This is a genomic window from Bacteroides faecis, from assembly GCF_020091505.1.
Lineage (GTDB): Bacteria > Bacteroidota > Bacteroidia > Bacteroidales > Bacteroidaceae > Bacteroides > Bacteroides faecis.
Genome location: NZ_CP081916.1, coordinates 4,735,666 through 4,754,071 on the forward strand (window position 1 = coordinate 4,735,666; position 18,406 = coordinate 4,754,071).

An 18,406-nucleotide genomic window follows, 5' to 3' on the forward strand; every position below is an offset into this window, starting at 1 on the left:
TTTATTTTATTTCAAAATATTCTCTATATCTATCATATAAATGTCCGGCCTGCAAATAAGCAGATTGAGGACTCATAAAATGAGAAAACTCGAAGGTAATAGCCTTATCATATCCGGCTCGTTTGGCAGCTTCGAGCTTCATCCGAAGCTTATCAAATTTAATGGGTAGAAAATTAATAGGCATATCACGGTCAAAAGACTCGGCATTTGTCCAGCATTGCATACCATACCTATCTGCTAATTTTTTATTGACAGAGAAGAATGCATCCAATTCATCATAATCAATATGTCCATCTTGAAAAGCACATGCGTCTACCACCTCATGGATACCATCGAAAATTTCATTCCATTCTTTTTCGTGTTGTTGTACAGAAACCGCATCTTCTCTGGTCAATTTTCCTGTTCCCATGATCGCTTTTTTTCCGTCAATCCACGGAGAGATAAAAGTAGGAAGTCCGTTTGATACATCTTTACATTGCTTTCCCATAGCACGAAAGGCGTCAATGGCTCCTTTCGTTGCCCGGCTAATTTCTCCGCTGATGTACCAGCCTCCAAAACTTTTATACTTCTCTCCGTACATCTTCCACACTTCGTCAATCACATACTTGTTATCCTCAATCTCCCAACTTAAATCACCTGTATCCCAGTAACGTCCTGAGTCATATAATCCAAAATAGAATTTCATATTATATTTCTCAGCCAGACGCAAATACATATCCACTAAATCGACTGATGGCATATAACATCCCTTCTTCAATAAATAAGGCGAAGGATAAGTCATAAATTTACGGTAACCGGAACGAATCATGATCACCGTGTCGATACCAATTCTCTTCATGTGCTGAAAATCCAGATCCCATTCTTTCTCACCCCAATTCTGATGAGGAATATCATGAGATATTTCATCCAAAAAGGTTCCTGTAATTTTCAAGCCATTATTTTTAGGAACAATTAATTTGCTTTCCAAATCGCCAGCCTTGTTTATCGGGGAAAGTCCTCCCCTTCCCTCTCCCTCGGCTGCAAATAACGAAGGGGCAACTAAAGCGGAAGCTCCGGCCAGAGCTGCCTTCTTCAAGAAATCTCTACGATTATTAGTTTCCATAGTTTTAATTTTTTTGTTTTTACTTCATATATATGTTAACCTATTGAATATACAGAGTCTCACAAAAACAATTGAGCGCCATTTATATGGTTCAGATATATTTCCCCGTTATGCTCACCTGTTTCTTATTGAAAGGATCTAAAACCTGATCAATCAAAACAGCCATTTCTCCTCTCAAGATATCCCGATTCATATCCAACGTCTGAAATCCGTATGCTTTCCATAGAGTTTCCGGATCAACGGTAACAGCCAGCCTTTCGTTTTCCGCTATTTTCCGGACAAGCTGAACGGCTTCTGCAATACTTAATTTCTCCGTTCCGGTTTTCTTCCATTCATCTTTTGATGCAGGATATACATCAAACAATCCATCCAGTTCGGAAGCGAGTAAAACTGTATCCGCTCTCAGCCAAGTCTGATTAGACCAATCCACGTTCTTCCCTTCTCCTTTTAATATACCGGTAGAGCCAATCCGTTGATAAGACGCAAACTTCACATCCGTCACAGGCACATCCAGATAAGGAAGCAGATATCCTTTTGCATCCAGAATAGCATTCTGGACATCACGGACAGAGACTTCATCAATCTTCTGATTATTTTTTACTGCAAGCGCAGCCAAAGCACCTGCTGCCTGTCCTATCTGCAATACCACCGGCTGTAAACGAGTCGTCCCATTTATGATATTCGATACTGAAATGGATTTTTCGGCAACAATCAAGCCATCAACATCCTTCGGAATCAATGTACCCAACGGTAAACCATAAGAAGGTATCGGATGAAAATAAAGATTAGGTAATTCCTCATAGCCATGATAGCGGGTATGATGATGATCTACAGGATAATCGCCTACTGCGATACAAGTACGATATAGTTTTTCATCTTGTGTATATGGATTCAGCGCATGATTCAGATTAAAACGAACCAATCCGTGAATTCTTCTGGACTCTCTGTGATAAGGAATAAAAGGTAGCTTGTCTTCGGTCGGATATTCGTCATCTGCCAGGCCCAATGTATTGTATCCCAGCTCGTGCTGCAAGAAATAGACAAAACACATTGTATAATGTTTGGCATATTCCAAAGCTTTTCCGCGTTCCTCCGGAGACATCTCAATCAGATTGATATAATAATCATTACCTTCTATCGGCCAGTTAATCATATATTTATGATTAGGCAGCTTCCCATAAGTAATCATCATTTCTTTAGACCAGACACGGTCCGGCTCCTTGGGAGTAATACATACCGGATTAGCACACGCACAAGCAAATTCTTTAGGATCATAGCCTTCCGGTTCCGGAATAGTCACATCCTTTCCATAATCCTTCAATATGGCAACATAAGTGATATCCTGCACAATATTGTTCGGCTTCTCAGGAGCAATATCTTCGTGTGTATCATTTTTGCTCTCCATACCAATGTCATATCCCACTCCGCACATTTTTGCCACATCTCCCAGTTCAGTAGCATCAATCATCACCTTCGACCGGACAGTCTTCGTTCCCTGCCCTTCCACATTCACTTTAGCTATCCATTCATCACCCACCCTTTTTACTTCTTCAAGGCGAGTCTGTTTCCAAACTTTCAGATTCTTTTCTGCCGATACCATTTCGTGAAAGATCCTATTTCCAACTGAAGGCTCAAATAATACATTGCTCACCCAGCCTGTCTTCAAGGAATCTAACCCTCCATAATAATCTGACAATCTGTTTTTGAATTCTCCCCAAAGTCCGGCAGGCAATCTATAATTTCCATCGACGGCACTTACACCTGCCGAAGTCAACATCCCACCCAACCAAGTAGTTTCTTCCAAAATTAAGGTATTTGCTCCCATACGGGCTGCCTGAATTCCTGAGGTCACACCACTGGCACCGCCACCTACAATCAGTACATCTACTCTATTATCTCCTGAATTCATACAAGAGGAATAGAATACCACCAGAAATAGCCCACAGAGTGTTTGGAGTAAGTTTTTCATTTTAGAACGATTTGGTTACAACACTTCTTAATTAATATCACGGTACAAATATAGTTATATTTATTAAATAAACAATAGATAATAAAATATTTTATTAATAAAGTTGATTTTAGCACTATTATTCATTAATAGGGGAAATATATTTATCATTTTAGAGGATAACTCACTATAATACATCATCATATAAAAAGATTTCAAATAATTATCTATAATAGATTCCCTTCTCTATGGGAAATCAACAAAGCATATATAGAGATTCAATTCTAATTTTTTCGTCACAAAACTCTTTATTTAATAAAAAATTTAATTATCTTTGTGGATATTAGAAAATAAGTAAGACGTATGAACCAACAATTTTTGAAAGAAATAGAAATGGGCTCCAAAAACGCCCTAGTTAAAAAGAGGATTATTACACATTATATATATAATGGAAGTTCCACCATTCCCGATCTTTCAAAAGAGCTGGACTTAAGTGTGCCCACTATTACCAAATTTATTGGCGAGATGTGTGAAGATGGCTACATTAATGATTATGGGAAACTGGAAACCAGCGGAGGGCGCCATCCGAATCTCTACGGACTGAATCCGGAATCCGGTTATTTTATAGGTGTAGACATAAAAAGATTTGCTGTCAATATCGGGCTGATCAACTTTAAGGGTGATATGGTCGAACTTAAAATGAATATCCCTTATAAATTTGAGAACTCGATAGAAGGAATGAACGAGTTATGCAAGCTCATTCTCAACTTCATAAAAAAGCTTCCTATTAATAAGGAGAAGATTTTAAATATCAATGTCAATGTATCGGGACGTGTCAATCCGGAATCCGGCTATAGTTTCAGCCAGTTCAATTTTGAAGAACGCCCGTTAGCGGATGTTCTATCAGAAAAGCTTGGCCATAAAGTGACCATTGACAATGACACCCGTGCCATGACTTACGGAGAGTATATGCAAGGATGTGTAAAAGGAGAAAAAGATATTATTTTCGTCAACGTCAGCTGGGGAGTCGGTATCGGAATCATTATCGACGGCAAAGTTTATACCGGAAAATCAGGATTCTCGGGAGAATTCGGCCATGTTAATGCATACGATAATGAAATCATTTGCCATTGCGGCAAGAAAGGATGCCTGGAAACAGAAGCATCCGGCTCTGCCCTTCACCGTATTCTTCTGGAACGCATCCAAAGTGGAGAAAGTTCTATCCTTTCTACCCGAATATCCGGAGAAGAAGATCCTATTACGCTTGACGAAATCATCACAGCCGTCAACAAGGAAGATTTGCTTTGCATTGAGATTGTCGAGGAAATTGGGCAAAAACTGGGCAAACAGATTGCAGGATTAATCAATATCTTTAATCCGGAACTGGTCATTATAGGCGGAACAGTATCTTTAACAGGAGATTACATCACCCAGCCCATCAAGACAGCGGTACGCAAATATTCACTCAATCTGGTCAATAAAGATTCTGCCATCATTACGTCCAAATTGAAAGATAAAGCAGGCATTGTAGGCGCATGTATGCTGGCACGCAGCAGAATGTTCGAAAGTTAAACCACCGCTACTTTATGCAAAGAGTTATGGCAAAGGACGATTTTAAATTAAAGCTCAAAAAATATTCAGAATCCTTTTGTTTTCTCAAATAAAGCTGTAATTTTGCACGCCGTAAACGAGAGACAAACCGCCGCTATAGCTCAGTTGGTAGAGCAACGCATTCGTAACGCGTAGGTCGCCAGTTCAAGTCTGGCTAGCGGCTCTTGACAATAAAGCGCTAACTACAGAATAGTTAGCGCTTTTCTTATTAACCCCCAAAGCAAATCGCATGAAACGAGGTAAGAGCAGGAGATTATTTAAGAAGAAGAAGTCACATTCCAGTCAGAGATTAGGATGTATCATTGCCGTCATTGTACTCATTCCCATTTGTTACGGGCTCTATCTGTACTATCAGCAATACAGTGTCCAGCACAGCAGTAGTCAGAATCAGACAGAAACATCAGTTTCCCGCCCCATCCCTTCCGGCAAAGATCTGGAAATTCCCGTTTCATCAGTTCCCCGTCAGGAACAGATCATTCATCACAAGGGATATACGGTTTCCTACAATAAAGATTTGAAAATTCCGAATTGGGTTTCTTATGAGCTGACCCGTCAGGAAACAAAAGGAAAAGAAAAGAGAAGCGACAACTTCATTGCCGACCCTTTAGTAAAAGGTACAATTGCAACCAATGCGGATTATGCACGTTCGGGATATGACAAAGGACACATGGCACCTGCTGCCGACATGAAATGGAGCCCTGAAGTCATGAAAGAATCCTTCTATTTCAGCAATATGTGTCCGCAACATCCACAACTCAACAGAAGGGGCTGGAAAAATCTGGAAGAAAAAATAAGAGACTGGGCGATAGCCGATAGTGCTATCATCATTATATGCGGGCCTATCATCAACCAGTCATCCCGGACTATCGGAAAAAACAAAGTAGCAGTACCCGAACGGTTCTTCAAAGTAGTCCTCTCTCCTTTTGTCAAGCCGGTCCGTGGCATCGGGTTCTTATTCAACAACAGACAAGCGGTAGAGCCGCTTTCCACCTACGCAGTGACAATCGACAGCATCGAGAAGCTGACCAATATGGACTTCTTCTCTCCCTTGCCCGATGAAATAGAAAATGAAGTAGAAGCCAATGCCGATTATTACCAGTGGCCTCACTGACATCCGACAAATTCAGCCGGATTTCAACTATTCATCACTGAAAGGAATCGCTCCTATCCAAAATCTTCCTATCTTTGACGCAATTTTTAAAGTAACGTCTCAAGATGAAAAAGAAAACAAGGAATATCTTATTATCCATTCTGATCGGAGCCTTCCTTCTGTGCGCCATTGTCGGAGGAACAGTCTATTATTATCTGTTCGCTCCGCAGTTTCATCCTTCCAAAACAGTCTATGTATATATAGACCGGGATGATACGACAGATTCTATCTACAATAAGATCAGGCAAACCGGTCATGTCAACCAATTCACCGGCTTCCTCTGGATGGCAAAATATAAAAAACTGAATCAAAACATACACACCGGACGTTATGCAATACGACCGAATGACAACGTATATCATGTATTCAGCCGACTTTCCAGAGGTTATCAGGAACCGATAAACCTCACTATCGGAAGCGTGCGGACATTAGACCGGCTCGCACGGAGTGTCGGCAAGCAACTAATGATCGACTCCGCCGAGATAGCCCGCCACTTATTCGATTCCACATTTCAGGCAGAAATGGGATATACACCGATCACTATGGCTTGCCTCTTTATCCCCGAAACCTATCAGGTATACTGGGATATGAGCGTCGACGAGTTCTTCAAACGTATGCAAACAGAACACCAACGATTCTGGAACGACGAACGCCTTGCCCGGGCAACCGCCATCGGCATGACACCGGAAGAAGTCTGCACCCTCGCCTCCATTGTTGAAGAAGAAACCAACAACAATGAAGAAAAGCCAGTGGTAGCCGGCTTATACATCAACCGCCTGCACACAGATATGCCACTACAGGCAGACCCGACCATCAAGTTCGCCTTACAGGATTTCGGCCTGCGACGCATCACCAATGAACACCTGAAAGTCAATTCCCCCTACAATACGTACATTAACACCGGATTACCTCCGGGCCCCATCCGTATCCCTTCTAAAAAAGGATTGGACAGTGTATTAAACTACACGAAACACAATTACATCTACATGTGCGCGAAAGAAGATTTCTCCGGTACCCACAATTTCGCATCCAATTATGCCGATCACATGGCAAATGCAAGAAAATATTGGAAAGCACTTAATGAAAGAAAGATTTTCAAGTAATTTTGTGATAAAACGAGCTAAAAAGGCTATCTTTGCGCGATAGAATAACAAACTGTGATCAACACTAATAAAGGAAATATATGAGCAAGCAACTCTTACTTGGCGATGAAGCCATTGCACAAGCTGCACTGGATGCCGGACTTTCAGGTGTATATGCCTATCCCGGTACTCCTTCAACTGAGATTACTGAATATATCCAAATGGCGCCTATAACCACTGAGCAGAATATACATAACCGTTGGTGTGCCAACGAAAAAACTGCCATGGAAGCTGCACTGGGTATGTCATTTGTAGGCAAACGTGCCTTAGTGTGTATGAAGCATGTGGGCATGAATGTGGCTGCAGACTGCTTCGTCAATTCTGCCATCACAGGTGTGAAAGGGGGACTGATTGTGATAGCAGCCGATGATCCCAGCATGCACTCTTCACAGAATGAGCAGGACAGCCGTTTCTACGGGGACTTCTCCCTGATACCGATGTACGAGCCCAGTAACCAGCAGGAGGCATACGACATGGTATACAACGGATTCGAATTCTCAGAAAAGACAGGCGAACCGATTTTAATGCGCATGGTTACCCGTCTTGCACACTCCCGTTCCGGAGTAGAGCGCAAAGAGCAGAAACCGCAGAATGGCATCTCATTCAGCGAAGATCCCCGCCAGTTTATCCTATTGCCGGGAAATGCCCGTAAACGCTATAAAGCATTACTTGCACGCCAGGATGAATTCATCAAGGCTTCCGAAGAGTCTCCTTACAACAAATACACAGACGGTCCTAACAAAAAACTGGGAATCATCGCTTGTGGTATCGGTTACAACTATCTGATGGAAAACTATCCCGAAGGTTGCGAATACCCGGTACTTAAAATTGGCCAATATCCATTGCCTAAAAAGCAATTGCTGCAACTGGTTGAATCCTGCGACGAAATTCTGGTACTGGAAGACGGACAACCATTCGTAGAAAAGCACCTGAAAGGCTATCTGGGCATCGGTATCAAAGTAAAAGGACGTCTGGACGGCACACTGTCACAAGACGGAGAATTAAATCCGGACTCTGTAGCACGCGCAGTCGGCAAAGAAAACAAATCCGAATTCGGCATACCTTCTGTAGTAGAAATGCGCCCTCCCGCACTGTGCGAAGGATGCGGGCACCGTGATATGTACATCACACTGACAGAAGTACTTAAGGAAGAATATCCTTCCCATAAGGTATTCAGCGACATCGGTTGCTATACCTTGGGAGCAAACGCTCCGTTCAACGCAATCAATTCATGCGTAGACATGGGTGCTTCCATCACAATGGCGAAAGGTGCGGCTGACGGAGGTCTTCATCCGTCCGTTGCCGTTATCGGTGATTCCACCTTTACACACTCCGGAATGACCGGCTTACTGGACTGTGTCAACGAAAATGCCAACGTCGTTATCGTCATTTCAGACAATGAGACAACAGCAATGACCGGCGGCCAGGACTCTGCCGGCACAGGACGCATCGAATCCATCTGTATCGGTCTGGGAGTCGATCCCGCCCATATCCGTGTCGTTGTTCCATTGAAAAAGAACCACGAGGAAATGAGACAGATCATACGCGAGGAAATCGAATACAACGGCGTATCCGTCATCATCCCGCGCAGAGAGTGTATCCAAACATTAGCACGCAAAAAAAGAAGTAAGTAAGCCATGAAAAAAGACATTATACTATCAGGAGTAGGTGGACAGGGAATTTTATCCATCGCTACAGTAATCGGTAAAGCTGCTTTGAAAGAAGGACTTTACATGAAGCAAGCAGAAGTACACGGAATGAGCCAGCGTGGTGGAGACGTTCAATCCAACCTCCGCATCAGCGACAAGCCGATTGCTTCGGATCTGATACCATCCGGCAAATGCGACCTTATCATTTCGCTGGAACCGATGGAAGGTCTGCGCTATCTTCCTTATCTCAGTTCGGAAGGCTGGCTGGTAACCAACGAAACTCCGTTCGTCAACATCCCCAATTATCCGGAAGAAGACAAAGTAATGGCTGAAATCAATAAATTGCCGCACAAGATCGTACTGAATGTGGATAAAGTGGCAAAAGAAGTAGGTTCTGCACGGGTCGCCAATATCGTTTTGCTGGGGGCAACCATTCCATTCCTCGGTATCGATTATGAGAAGGTGCAAGACAGCATCCGCGAAATCTTCCTGCGCAAAGGAGAAGCAATTGTCGAAATGAATCTTAAAGCACTGGCTGCCGGCAAGGAAATTGCAGAAAAGCTAATGCAATAACTATCACAATCATGAGTACACAATACTGGGAAGAAGAAATTGAAACCATGAGTCGCGAGAAGTTGCAGGAACTGCAGCTTCAGCGACTCAAAAAAACGATTAACATAGCCGCTAACTCACCTTATTACAAAGAGGTCTTCAGCAAGAACGGCATCACCGGAGACAGCATCCGGTCATTGGACGATATCCGCAAAATCCCTTTCACCACTAAATCGGACATGCGCGCCAACTACCCCTTCGGACTAGTGGCAGGCGACATGAAAAGCGACGGTGTACGTATCCACTCTTCCAGTGGAACCACAGGAAACCCGACAGTCATCGTACATTCACAACATGACCTCGACTCGTGGGCCAATCTGGTAGCCCGTTGCCTTTATATGGTAGGAATCCGCCAGACAGATGTCTTCCAGAACAGTTCCGGATATGGGATGTTTACAGGTGGACTGGGCTTCCAATATGGCGCGGAGCGTCTTGGCTGCCTCACCGTACCTGCCGCTGCCGGAAACAGCAAACGGCAGATAAAATTCATCAACGACTTTAAGACAACCGCTTTACACGCCATTCCGAGCTACGCTATCCGCCTTGCCGAAGTGTTTCAGGAAGAAGGAATCGATCCGAGAGAAACAACTCTGAAAACCTTAGTGATCGGTGCCGAACCACATACCGACGAACAGCGCCGGAAAATAGAACGGATGTTGAATGTGAAAGCATACAACAGTTTTGGTATGACGGAAATGAATGGTCCCGGCGTTGCCTTCGAATGTCAGGAACAGAACGGAATGCACTTCTGGGAAGATTGCTACCTGGTAGAAATCATCGATTCCGAAACAGGCGAACCTGTTCCCGAAGGAGAAATCGGTGAGTTGGTACTCACTACACTTGACCGTGAAATGATGCCGCTCATCCGCTACCGCACCCGCGACCTCACCCGCATACTACCCGGAAAATGTCCGTGTGGCCGTACTCATCTCCGCATCGACCGAATCAAAGGACGCAGTGACGATATGTTTATCATCAAGGGAGTCAACATCTTCCCGATGCAGGTCGAAAAGATTCTGGTTCAGTTCCCGGAGTTAGGAAGCAACTATCTGATTACACTGGAGACAGTCAACAATCAGGACGAGATGATCGTCGAAGTGGAACTAAGCGATCTTTCTACAGACAACTATATCGAACTGGAAAAGATCCGCAGAGATATTATCCGTCAATTAAAAGATGAAATACTGGTTACTCCAAAAGTAAAACTGGTAAAGAAAGGGTCTCTCCCGCAAAGCGAGGGAAAAGCCGTCAGAGTGAAGGACTTAAGAGACAACAAATAAATATTCAAATAGCCGATGTGCTAATATGCCAACCCAATACTGCGTGATATCAGTAACAAATGGCATATTAGCACATTATTTAATTATTAGATTATAATGCAATTACTAAAAAAAAGAATCCTGCAGGACGGAAAGTGCTACGAAGGAGGTATCCTGAAAGTAGATGGTTTTATTAATCACCAGATGGACCCTGTCCTGATGAAATCAATCGGAGTAGAATTTGTCCGCCGCTTTGCAGCCACAAACGTAAACAAGATCATGACTATCGAGGCAAGCGGCATCGCTCCTGCCATCATGACCGGCTATCTGATGGACTTACCAGTCGTATTCGCCAAAAAGAAATCACCCAAGACCATTCAGAACGCACTAAGCACTACCGTACATTCATTCACTAAAGACCGTGATTATGAAGTGGTAATCAGTGCCGATTTTCTGACTCCCGGTGACAATGTCCTTTTCGTTGACGACTTCCTCGCTTATGGAAACGCCGCACTAGGCATTCTCGACCTCATAGAGCAATCCGGAGCAAAATTGGTAGGAATGGGATTCATTATCGAAAAAGCTTTCCAAAACGGGCGCAAAATACTGGAAGAGAAAGGCGTCAGGGTAGAAAGCCTTGCCATCATCGAAGACCTGTCCAACTGCTGTATCAAAATAAAAGATCAATAAGCAGAGTCGGGGTTGAAATAATGTCCCTTGCCTTTGGTCTTTTTACCATACTGCACCGCTTGCTGAGGACACACATGATAACATGCCAGGCAGGCGGTGCAGTTATTCCCCCAGGCAGGCTTTCTGTCCTTCATCGTGATATTCCCTACCGGACAACTTTTCTCACACCGTTTGCATCCGATACAGTCGTCCGTAGCATAGAAAGGCTTGGGAGACATCTGATAACGAACAAATAACGGATTTATAATCCGTGTCTTGAGAAAAGGAAAACTCCCCTCTTTACAAGCAAACACATATTCCTTTTCGGCTATCAACCGATTGACCCTTTCCAGCGCCGGAACCGCTTCCGCCAGTTTCTTCTCTTCCAACTCCTTGCTATCCACATCAAATCCGGGAAACAAGACATAGTTATTGGGCATAATCACCGAAAATCCGGCATTACACGTCCATCCCTTCGCAGCCAGTGCTTTTTCCATCACCTGCTGAGTCAGCCCCGTATCATCTCCACACGAGCACACGAAAAACAAATATTGCTGCCGATAACCTTTCAAAGACAGCTTACGAATAAACTCCTGTACAATCACAGGAGGCGCCCACGAATATACCGGAAAGACAAAACCGATCTTCTCATCCTCCTGCAGAGAGAACTCCCATGTATCATTCTTCCATGCATCGGGAATAAAAAACAAATCTTCTTGTTGTTTTTTGGAAAGCTGATTCGCAATCCATTTAGAGTTACCTGTACCTGAAAAATAGAATATCATAGAAAAGTATATAAAAAAGCCGCATCGACGATGTGATGAAACTCTGATAGAACAAGATTTGAGCGCTCGCCCTCTTTGTAATCCACCGGCTTAAAAGCTGTCCCGAAGGATGTGGCCCGCCATTGAAGAACGAAGCTTTCTCGGTGCATCAGATTAATTTGAAGAGTTTCCCGATCCAGTCGATACGGCTAATATTTTTGTATCACAAATGTAATAAGATTCTCTGAGAATAGCAAGAAAAAGAAAGAATTTGTTTGCCTACTAACATTTTTTTTCATCCTTTCTCTCCGCCTAACAAAAGAAAAGTGCCAGTTACCGCTTCGATAACTGACACTTTGTAAATCCTAAACGATTGAAACTTAAGCAGCTTTTGCTTTAGCAACCACAGCTTTGAAAGCTTCCGGATGATTCATTGCTAAATCAGCCAAAACCTTACGATTTATTTCAATACCGGCTTTGTGCAAACCGCCCATCAATTTAGAATAAGACATTCCTTCAAGACGTGCAGCAGCGTTGATACGTTGTATCCAAAGAGCGCGGAAGTTTCTTTTCTTATTTCTACGGTCACGGAACGCGTAAGTCAAACCCTTTTCCCAAGTGTTTTTAGCTACGGTCCATACATTTTTTCTTGCACCAAAGTAACCTCTGGTTAATTTCAAAATTTTCTTTCTTCTTGCTTTTGAAGCAACATGATTTACTGATCTTGGCATAGTTTTACTTTTTTTGAATGTTAGCGCCGTTACTTCACGCAACGAACTTCAGGCTAAAGCATTCGGTTAATACTTTAATAATACTTTGTACGCTTTTGATTACTTCATTGCTAAGAGTTCCTTAACCTGGCTTACATTTGTTGTATCAACAGTTGTTGAGTAGCACAGATTTCTTTTTCTCTTTTTCGATTTCTTAGTCAGAATGTGACTGTGAAAAGCGTGCTTTCTTTTGATTTTACCTGTTCCGGTAAGGGTAAACCTTTTTTTAGAACCGGAGTTAGTCTTCATCTTTGGCATCTTACTTGTTTTTAAAATTATTAAATATATAATGGTGACGCACTATACCTGCGCGCCACGCACTCATTCTTTTTTATTCTTCCTCGCCTGCTTCCGGCTTTTCAGCCTTTTGCCCCGGAGTTACCGGTTTGGAAACTGAAGGCTTCTTAGGCGCTTCTTTCTTCTTCGGAGAGAGCTGGATTGTCATACGCTTTCCTTCCAGTACCGGCATCTGATCCACCTTTGCATAATCCTCGAGATCGTTGGCAAAACGAAGCAGCAACACTTCACCTTGTTCCTTGAAAAGGATGGAACGCCCCTTAAAGAATACATAAGCCTTTACCTTATCCCCGTCTTCCAGAAAGCCTCTGGCATGTTTCAGCTTAAAGTTGTAATCATGATCGTCAGTCTGAGGTCCGAAACGGATTTCCTTCACGTTCACTTTAACCTGCTTCGCTTTCTGCTCCTTCTGGCGTTTCTTTAATTGATAAAGAAATTTAGAGTAATCAATAATACGACAAACAGGAGGTTGAGCATTGGGGGAAATTTCAACTAAATCCAGTTCTTTCTCTTCGGCCATTTTCAAGGCCTGAAAGATAGGATATACTTTCGGTTCAATCTCGTCGCCCACGATGCGGACTTCTTTGGCACGAATCTGTTCATTGATTCTATATTGCCCTTTTAAAGTGTCATTCTTCATTAAAAACGTTTACTTCCTAGTTTGATTTTTTATTGTTCTACTAAATATTTATCATGAAACGGCTGCAAAGTTACCATTTATTTATCATATTCTGAACTTCTTCGTTCAAAATTTTAGCAAATTCTTCATATTTCATGGTTCCTTTGTCGCCTTCCCCTTGTCTGCGAACAGAAACTTCACCATTTTCAGCTTCTTTTTCACCTACAATCAGCATATAAGGAATGCGTTTCATTTCATTGTCACGGATCTTACGCCCGATCTTTTCGTTGCGGTCGTCCACAATAGCGCGAATCTCATGCATTTTCAGATACATCTTCACCTGTTCCGCATACTCATTGAACTTCTCACTGATCGGCAGGATAGCCACCTGATCCGGAGTCAGCCACAACGGGAACTTACCGGCAGTGTGTTCGATCAGTACGGCAACAAAGCGTTCCATTGATCCGAACGGTGCGCGGTGAATCATTACCGGACGGTGTTTCTGGTTGTCAGATCCCATGTATTCCAGTTCAAAACGTTCCGGTAAGTTATAGTCTACCTGAATCGTTCCCAGCTGCCAACGGCGACCGATAGCATCTTTTACCATAAAGTCGAGCTTAGGACCATAGAAAGCGGCTTCACCGTACTCAATCTTCGCCGGCAGACCTTTTTCCTCACAAGCTTCGATAATAGCCTGTTCAGCTTTCTCCCAGTTGTCGTCGCTACCGATATATTTTTCACGGTTCACTTTATCACGGAGTGATATCTGAGCCTCGAAGTTCTGGAAATTCATTGAACGGAACACGATAGAAATGATATCCATCACACGGAGGAACTCATCTTTCACCTGATCCGGACGGCAGAAAATATGCGCGTCATCCTGAGTAAAGCTGCGTACACGAGTTAAACCGTGAAGCTCACCACTTTGTTCATAGCGGCATACCGTACCGAATTCTGCGATACGCAACGGAAGATCCTTGTACGAACGCGGGAAATTCTTGTATATCTCGCAGTGATGCGGACAGTTCATGGGTTTCAGGAAGTACTCCTCTCCTTCTTCCGGAGTATGAATCGGTTGGAAAGCATCCTTACCATATTTTGCATAGTGGCCGGAAGTTACATACAACAGCTTGTTGCCGATTGGCGGAGTAATTACTTCCTGGTAGTCATAGCGTGTCTGGATACGACGCAGGAATTCCTGCAGGCGCAGACGCAGCGCAGTACCTTTCGGCAACCACATCGGAAGTCCCTTACCTACCGTTTCGGAGAACATAAACAGTTGCATTTCCTTACCGATCTTACGGTGGTCACGCTTCTTGGCTTCTTCCAGTAATACCAGATATTCATCCAGCATTTTCTTTTTCGGGAATGTAATACCATAGATACGGGTCAGCATCTTACGGTCTTCGTGACCGCGCCAGTAAGCACCGGCTACTGTTGTCAGCTTGATAGCCTTGATCGGCGCAGTCGTCATCAAGTGAGGACCACGGCAAAGGTCAGTAAATGCACCCTGAGTGTAAGTGGTAATATGTCCGTCTTCCAGTTCGGAGATCAACTCACATTTATACGTTTCGCCACGGTCGCCGAACATTTTCAGAGCGTCCGTCTTCGAAATGCTTTCTCTGACTACCGCTTCTTTCTTTGCCGACAATTCAAGCATCTTCGCCTCGATAGCAGGCAGGTCACTTTCTTTAATCACGGCTTCTCCCGGGTCTACATCATAGTAGAAACCGTTTTCGATAGCCGGTCCGATACCAAACTGGATACCCGGATAAAGTTCCTGCAAAGCTTCAGCCAGCAAGTGAGCGCTTGTGTGCCAAAATGCATGTTTACCTTCCTCATCATCCCATTTATAAAGTACGAAATCAGCATCTTCATTAATAGGACGTCCTAAATCATAAGTCTCGCCGTTCACACCACATGCCAGCACATCCTGTGCCAAACGTGAACTGATACTTTCTGCAATCTGTAAACCGTTCACTCCTTCGTTATACTCACGAACGGAGCCATCGGGAAATGTTATCTTTATCATAATATGATGATGTTATATTTTCATAATTAGCACGCAAAAGTAACGAAATCTTTTGAGTTTTCTATTTTTTATCAAAAAAATGTTATTCAGCCTGTTCTGTGAAACGTTTGATCACGTTGTAAGCAGAAACAACTCCCAGTTCGCCGGCTTTGCTCAAATCAGAGATTCCCGCCTTATTGTTACCCAAGAAAATATGCGTAAGCCCCCGGTTGAAATAAGCGTCTGCAAAGTCCGGAGCCAGCTGAATCGCCTTATCATAGTCGACAATCGCAGCCCGGTAATCCTTCAGCATAGCCGCTACATTGGCACGATTATAATAAGCGTAAACAAAGTCCGGAGCCAGCGTGATCACCTTGTCCAAGTCTTTTCTGACCACTTCATAATCCACCGCACTCACTTCCTTGGCAGCACCGCCACTCGGCAAGTCCGCTTCGGCAGCCTGTTCAGCCTTCTGATATTCCAGTTGCTTACAACGAATCAGCGAGCGCATGAAATAAGCCGGGAAGAAATCACCGTCCAGCAATATAGCCTGAGTCAGGTCGGCAACCGCACTGGAGAAGTCCTGCACCAGATAAAAATCAATGGCACGGGCAAAACGCTTCGGAGCACTTTTGTCATCGGCCACAATAGCCGAGGTGTGCGTGTCTATCAAGGCAAAATGGAATTTCACCTGTTCTTCTGTCAGCGGAGCTTCCATATTGGTGATACGGATACGCTTCGGCAGTACATTCGACAGATTCAAATCTTCGATAAACTTGTGGAAATTCACCGAACGCTTCACTTCACTCGATTTCTCATAATAAGTCAGAGCAAACATCGGCTCCAGTTTAATGTTCACATTCTTATCCTGTACCCGTCCGCGGTAATCACTTGTATAGCGCTGGTCAGCTTCAGAATCATCGGCAATCACAATCTTACGATAGTTGTTCATGTTCTTATCAGACTTCTTACGAGTTTTTCCTTCCTCGCCTTCGTCTCCATTCTCGCCGTTCTGATTCTCCTTGTCCTTATTCTGGGCAACGTCTTTGTCCGCTACTCCATTCTGCTTGTCAAGCTGCGCCTTCAGCAGTTTAAAGTCATCCTGTTCCGCCCCCTTCTTGTCGCCGATCTTCTTGCGGGCTTCCGCACGATGATAATATCCTGCGAGGAAGTTCGGATACTGGTCGATAACTGTCGTATAGTCCTTGATAGCCCCACGGTAATCTCCCGTCTGTGCACGAAGCAACGCACGGTTGAAGATAGCCATCATATTATCCGGTTCCATCTGGATCACAAAATCGAAGTCTTCGATGGCACGGTTATCATCCCCGACACGGGCACGGAGCAAACCACGGTTATAATGTCCGATAAAGTTGTTCGGATCAATATCCAAAGCCAGATCATAATCGCTCATGGCCCCTCTCAGATTATTCTGATGAAATCTGGCCAAAGCACGATTAATATAATTTCCCGCATTCTTCGCGCTCAGATGAATCGCACGGTCCAGATCCGCTTCCGCCTCTGCATAGTTCGCCTGCTGCAAGCGGACGATAGCTCTTGCCGACCAGGCATCCGGATCATACTTATCCAGTTCGAGAGCCGTATTAAAGTCCTTCAATGCCGCAACCGTATCCTTCTGCTGCAAAGAGACCTCTCCCCTCATCAGATAAGCACGTGTATATCGCGGAGAAACCTTCAGCAAGCTTTCCAAATCCTCCTTTGCCGCATCGTAATCCTTTTTCTGAATATGAGATAAGGTCAGATTATGCCACAAAGTGATATTTTCGGGATCATAGTGCAATGCTTTCTGATAATCTTCGATCGCTCCGTCAAATTTATTCTGACGAATCCGCGCCAATCCACGAACCTGATATGCCCCTACAACAAACGGATTCCGCTTGATTGCTTCATTACAATCCGCTTCCGCTCCCTGGTAATCTTCCAGGTTCACCTTTGCCAGCGCCCTGAAAAAATAGGGCTCATACAAATAGGGCTTCGCGTTAATTACCTGGTTGAAATACTGGATAGATAGCACATAGTCCTCAAAATACAATGCATTGCGGGCGATAGTCATCACCCGCTCTGTATTAATCTGAGCACAAACCAGTGTGGGGAACAGCAATAAAACTGTTAGTATTCTTTTTATCATTGATATTTTATGCTTGTAAACGAAACAAAAATAATGCTTTTCGCTTACTTAACAGGGATATAAACGTTTTTTATCTTTATTTCACCTGTTTCATCTTATATGAACTACGTGCTTTTCCTTTCAGCATCGTATTTAATTTTCCTCTTATCATTTGTTTGCGTAGCGGAGAAAGGTGGTCGATAAACATCTTTCCGTCCAAATGGTCGAACTCATGCTGCATCACCCTTGCCAGATAGCCTTCCACCACCTCATCGTGCTCCACGAAGTTCTCGTCCATGTATTTCACACGGATCTTATCCCCTCTTTTCACAGCCTCATGAATACCGGGCAGACTCAGGCAGCCTTCTTCCATACTGACTTCTTCGCCACCTACTTCGATGATATGAGGATTGATATATGCTTTATTAAAATCCTTAAATTCCGGATAGTCCTCCGAAAGCGGATCTAAGGTAATTGTAACGACACGGATCGGCAGTCCGATCTGCGGAGCAGCCAGTCCCACGCCATCTGCATGCACCATTGTTTCAAACATATTTGCAATCAGCTCTTTCAGGTTCGGATACTCCGGGGTTATGTCCTCTGCCACCTTTCTCAGAACAGGCTGGCCATATACATAAATTGGTAAAATCATATTTTTATACTCTGCTAAAAAAT

At 43.7% G+C, this 18,406-nt stretch carries 16 protein-coding genes and 1 tRNA gene; 8 read left to right on the top strand and 9 right to left on the bottom strand.

The features are described from left to right. Position 1: 1 nt before the first annotated feature. Together K6V30_RS18530 and K6V30_RS18535 are read right to left on the bottom strand one after the other, a co-directional pair. Positions 2 to 1,102: a DUF4434 domain-containing protein gene (locus K6V30_RS18530; RefSeq protein ID WP_010537713.1), complete on the bottom strand. Its 1,101-nt coding sequence runs from the start codon at positions 1,100 to 1,102 to the stop codon at positions 2 to 4. Between the two features lie 91 nt (positions 1,103 to 1,193). Then, positions 1,194 to 3,071: an FAD-dependent oxidoreductase gene (locus K6V30_RS18535; RefSeq protein WP_055271116.1), complete on the bottom strand. Its 1,878-nt coding sequence runs from the start codon at positions 3,069 to 3,071 to the stop codon at positions 1,194 to 1,196. A 342-nt stretch (positions 3,072 to 3,413) separates the two neighbouring features. Here K6V30_RS18535 and K6V30_RS18540 point away from each other — a divergent pair, with 342 nt between their 5' ends. The 8 genes from K6V30_RS18540 to xpt all read left to right on the top strand — a co-directional run bounded on the left by K6V30_RS18540 (position 3,414) and on the right by xpt (position 11,163). Next, complete coding sequence (locus K6V30_RS18540; RefSeq protein WP_010537711.1) at positions 3,414 to 4,622, top strand: ROK family transcriptional regulator; 1,209 nt, start codon at positions 3,414 to 3,416, stop codon at positions 4,620 to 4,622. A 129-nt stretch (positions 4,623 to 4,751) separates the two neighbouring features. Next, a tRNA-Thr gene (locus K6V30_RS18545) sits at positions 4,752 to 4,824 on the top strand. A 66-nt stretch (positions 4,825 to 4,890) separates the two neighbouring features. After that, the gene (locus K6V30_RS18550) at positions 4,891 to 5,772 is read left to right on the top strand and encodes a DNA/RNA non-specific endonuclease (RefSeq protein WP_022301095.1); all 882 of its coding nucleotides are present in this window, start codon (positions 4,891 to 4,893) and stop codon (positions 5,770 to 5,772) included. A 104-nt stretch (positions 5,773 to 5,876) separates the two neighbouring features. Next, positions 5,877 to 6,914 (top strand): endolytic transglycosylase MltG, encoded by a 1,038-nt coding sequence (gene mltG / locus K6V30_RS18555; RefSeq protein WP_010537709.1) that lies wholly within the window; start codon positions 5,877 to 5,879, stop codon positions 6,912 to 6,914. An 80-nt stretch (positions 6,915 to 6,994) separates the two neighbouring features. Next, positions 6,995 to 8,587, top strand: a complete 1,593-nt coding sequence (locus K6V30_RS18560) for a thiamine pyrophosphate-dependent enzyme (protein ID WP_010537708.1) — start codon at positions 6,995 to 6,997, stop codon at positions 8,585 to 8,587. Between the two features lie 3 nt (positions 8,588 to 8,590). Beyond that, on the top strand, positions 8,591 to 9,175 hold the full coding sequence (locus K6V30_RS18565) for an indolepyruvate oxidoreductase subunit beta (protein WP_010537707.1): 585 nt from the start codon (positions 8,591 to 8,593) through the stop codon (positions 9,173 to 9,175). 11 nt (positions 9,176 to 9,186) lie between these two features. Further along, positions 9,187 to 10,494 carry a phenylacetate--CoA ligase gene (locus K6V30_RS18570; protein WP_055271114.1) on the top strand — a complete coding sequence of 436 codons (1,308 nt, stop codon included), beginning with the start codon at positions 9,187 to 9,189 and terminating at the stop codon, positions 10,492 to 10,494. A gap of 96 nt (positions 10,495 to 10,590) precedes the next feature. Further along, positions 10,591 to 11,163 carry a xanthine phosphoribosyltransferase gene (gene xpt / locus K6V30_RS18575; protein WP_022301554.1) on the top strand — a complete coding sequence of 191 codons (573 nt, stop codon included), beginning with the start codon at positions 10,591 to 10,593 and terminating at the stop codon, positions 11,161 to 11,163. Here the strand turns inward: xpt and K6V30_RS18580 are convergent. The 7 genes from K6V30_RS18580 to def form a co-directional block, all read right to left on the bottom strand. Continuing rightward, on the bottom strand, positions 11,157 to 11,927 hold the full coding sequence (locus K6V30_RS18580; protein ID WP_022301555.1) for an EFR1 family ferrodoxin: 771 nt from the start codon (positions 11,925 to 11,927) through the stop codon (positions 11,157 to 11,159). The two genes, xpt and K6V30_RS18580, sit on opposite strands and share 7 nt — an antisense overlap. Positions 11,928 to 12,286: 359 nt before the next feature. Next, on the bottom strand, positions 12,287 to 12,637 hold the full coding sequence (rplT, locus tag K6V30_RS18585; RefSeq protein ID WP_004297540.1) for a 50S ribosomal protein L20: 351 nt from the start codon (positions 12,635 to 12,637) through the stop codon (positions 12,287 to 12,289). A 99-nt stretch (positions 12,638 to 12,736) separates the two neighbouring features. Then, positions 12,737 to 12,934 (bottom strand): 50S ribosomal protein L35, encoded by a 198-nt coding sequence (rpmI, locus tag K6V30_RS18590; RefSeq protein WP_004297539.1) that lies wholly within the window; start codon positions 12,932 to 12,934, stop codon positions 12,737 to 12,739. A gap of 73 nt (positions 12,935 to 13,007) precedes the next feature. Further along, positions 13,008 to 13,613 carry a translation initiation factor IF-3 gene (gene infC, locus K6V30_RS18595; protein WP_010537703.1) on the bottom strand — a complete coding sequence of 202 codons (606 nt, stop codon included), beginning with the start codon at positions 13,611 to 13,613 and terminating at the stop codon, positions 13,008 to 13,010. A 70-nt stretch (positions 13,614 to 13,683) separates the two neighbouring features. Continuing rightward, entirely contained in the window at positions 13,684 to 15,624 is a 1,941-nt protein-coding gene (gene thrS / locus K6V30_RS18600) for a threonine--tRNA ligase (RefSeq protein WP_008766072.1), read from the bottom strand. An 82-nt stretch (positions 15,625 to 15,706) separates the two neighbouring features. Continuing rightward, positions 15,707 to 17,752, bottom strand: a complete 2,046-nt coding sequence (locus K6V30_RS18605) for a tetratricopeptide repeat protein (protein WP_022302403.1) — start codon at positions 17,750 to 17,752, stop codon at positions 15,707 to 15,709. A gap of 76 nt (positions 17,753 to 17,828) precedes the next feature. After that, positions 17,829 to 18,383, bottom strand: coding sequence for a peptide deformylase (gene def, locus K6V30_RS18610; RefSeq protein WP_022302404.1), 555 nt, complete (start codon positions 18,381 to 18,383; stop codon positions 17,829 to 17,831). Positions 18,384 to 18,406: the final 23 nt, after the last annotated feature.

Bases quoted from the DNA above. Each gene is read 5' to 3' on its own strand.
- K6V30_RS18530 (WP_010537713.1), bottom strand. From the start codon at position 1,102: ATGGAAACTAATAATCGTAGAGATTTCTTGAAGAAGGCAGCTCTGGCC.
- K6V30_RS18535 (WP_055271116.1), bottom strand. From the start codon at position 3,071: ATGAAAAACTTACTCCAAACACTCTGTGGGCTATTTCTGGTGGTATTC.
- K6V30_RS18540 (WP_010537711.1), top strand. From the start codon at position 3,414: ATGAACCAACAATTTTTGAAAGAAATAGAAATGGGCTCCAAAAACGCC.
- K6V30_RS18550 (WP_022301095.1), top strand. From the start codon at position 4,891: ATGAAACGAGGTAAGAGCAGGAGATTATTTAAGAAGAAGAAGTCACAT.
- mltG (WP_010537709.1), top strand. From the start codon at position 5,877: ATGAAAAAGAAAACAAGGAATATCTTATTATCCATTCTGATCGGAGCC.
- K6V30_RS18560 (WP_010537708.1), top strand. From the start codon at position 6,995: ATGAGCAAGCAACTCTTACTTGGCGATGAAGCCATTGCACAAGCTGCA.
- K6V30_RS18565 (WP_010537707.1), top strand. From the start codon at position 8,591: ATGAAAAAAGACATTATACTATCAGGAGTAGGTGGACAGGGAATTTTA.
- K6V30_RS18570 (WP_055271114.1), top strand. From the start codon at position 9,187: ATGAGTACACAATACTGGGAAGAAGAAATTGAAACCATGAGTCGCGAG.
- xpt (WP_022301554.1), top strand. From the start codon at position 10,591: ATGCAATTACTAAAAAAAAGAATCCTGCAGGACGGAAAGTGCTACGAA.
- K6V30_RS18580 (WP_022301555.1), bottom strand. From the start codon at position 11,927: ATGATATTCTATTTTTCAGGTACAGGTAACTCTAAATGGATTGCGAAT.
- rplT (WP_004297540.1), bottom strand. From the start codon at position 12,637: ATGCCAAGATCAGTAAATCATGTTGCTTCAAAAGCAAGAAGAAAGAAA.
- rpmI (WP_004297539.1), bottom strand. From the start codon at position 12,934: ATGCCAAAGATGAAGACTAACTCCGGTTCTAAAAAAAGGTTTACCCTT.
- infC (WP_010537703.1), bottom strand. From the start codon at position 13,613: ATGAAGAATGACACTTTAAAAGGGCAATATAGAATCAATGAACAGATT.
- thrS (WP_008766072.1), bottom strand. From the start codon at position 15,624: ATGATAAAGATAACATTTCCCGATGGCTCCGTTCGTGAGTATAACGAA.
- K6V30_RS18605 (WP_022302403.1), bottom strand. From the start codon at position 17,752: ATGATAAAAAGAATACTAACAGTTTTATTGCTGTTCCCCACACTGGTT.
- def (WP_022302404.1), bottom strand. From the start codon at position 18,383: ATGATTTTACCAATTTATGTATATGGCCAGCCTGTTCTGAGAAAGGTG.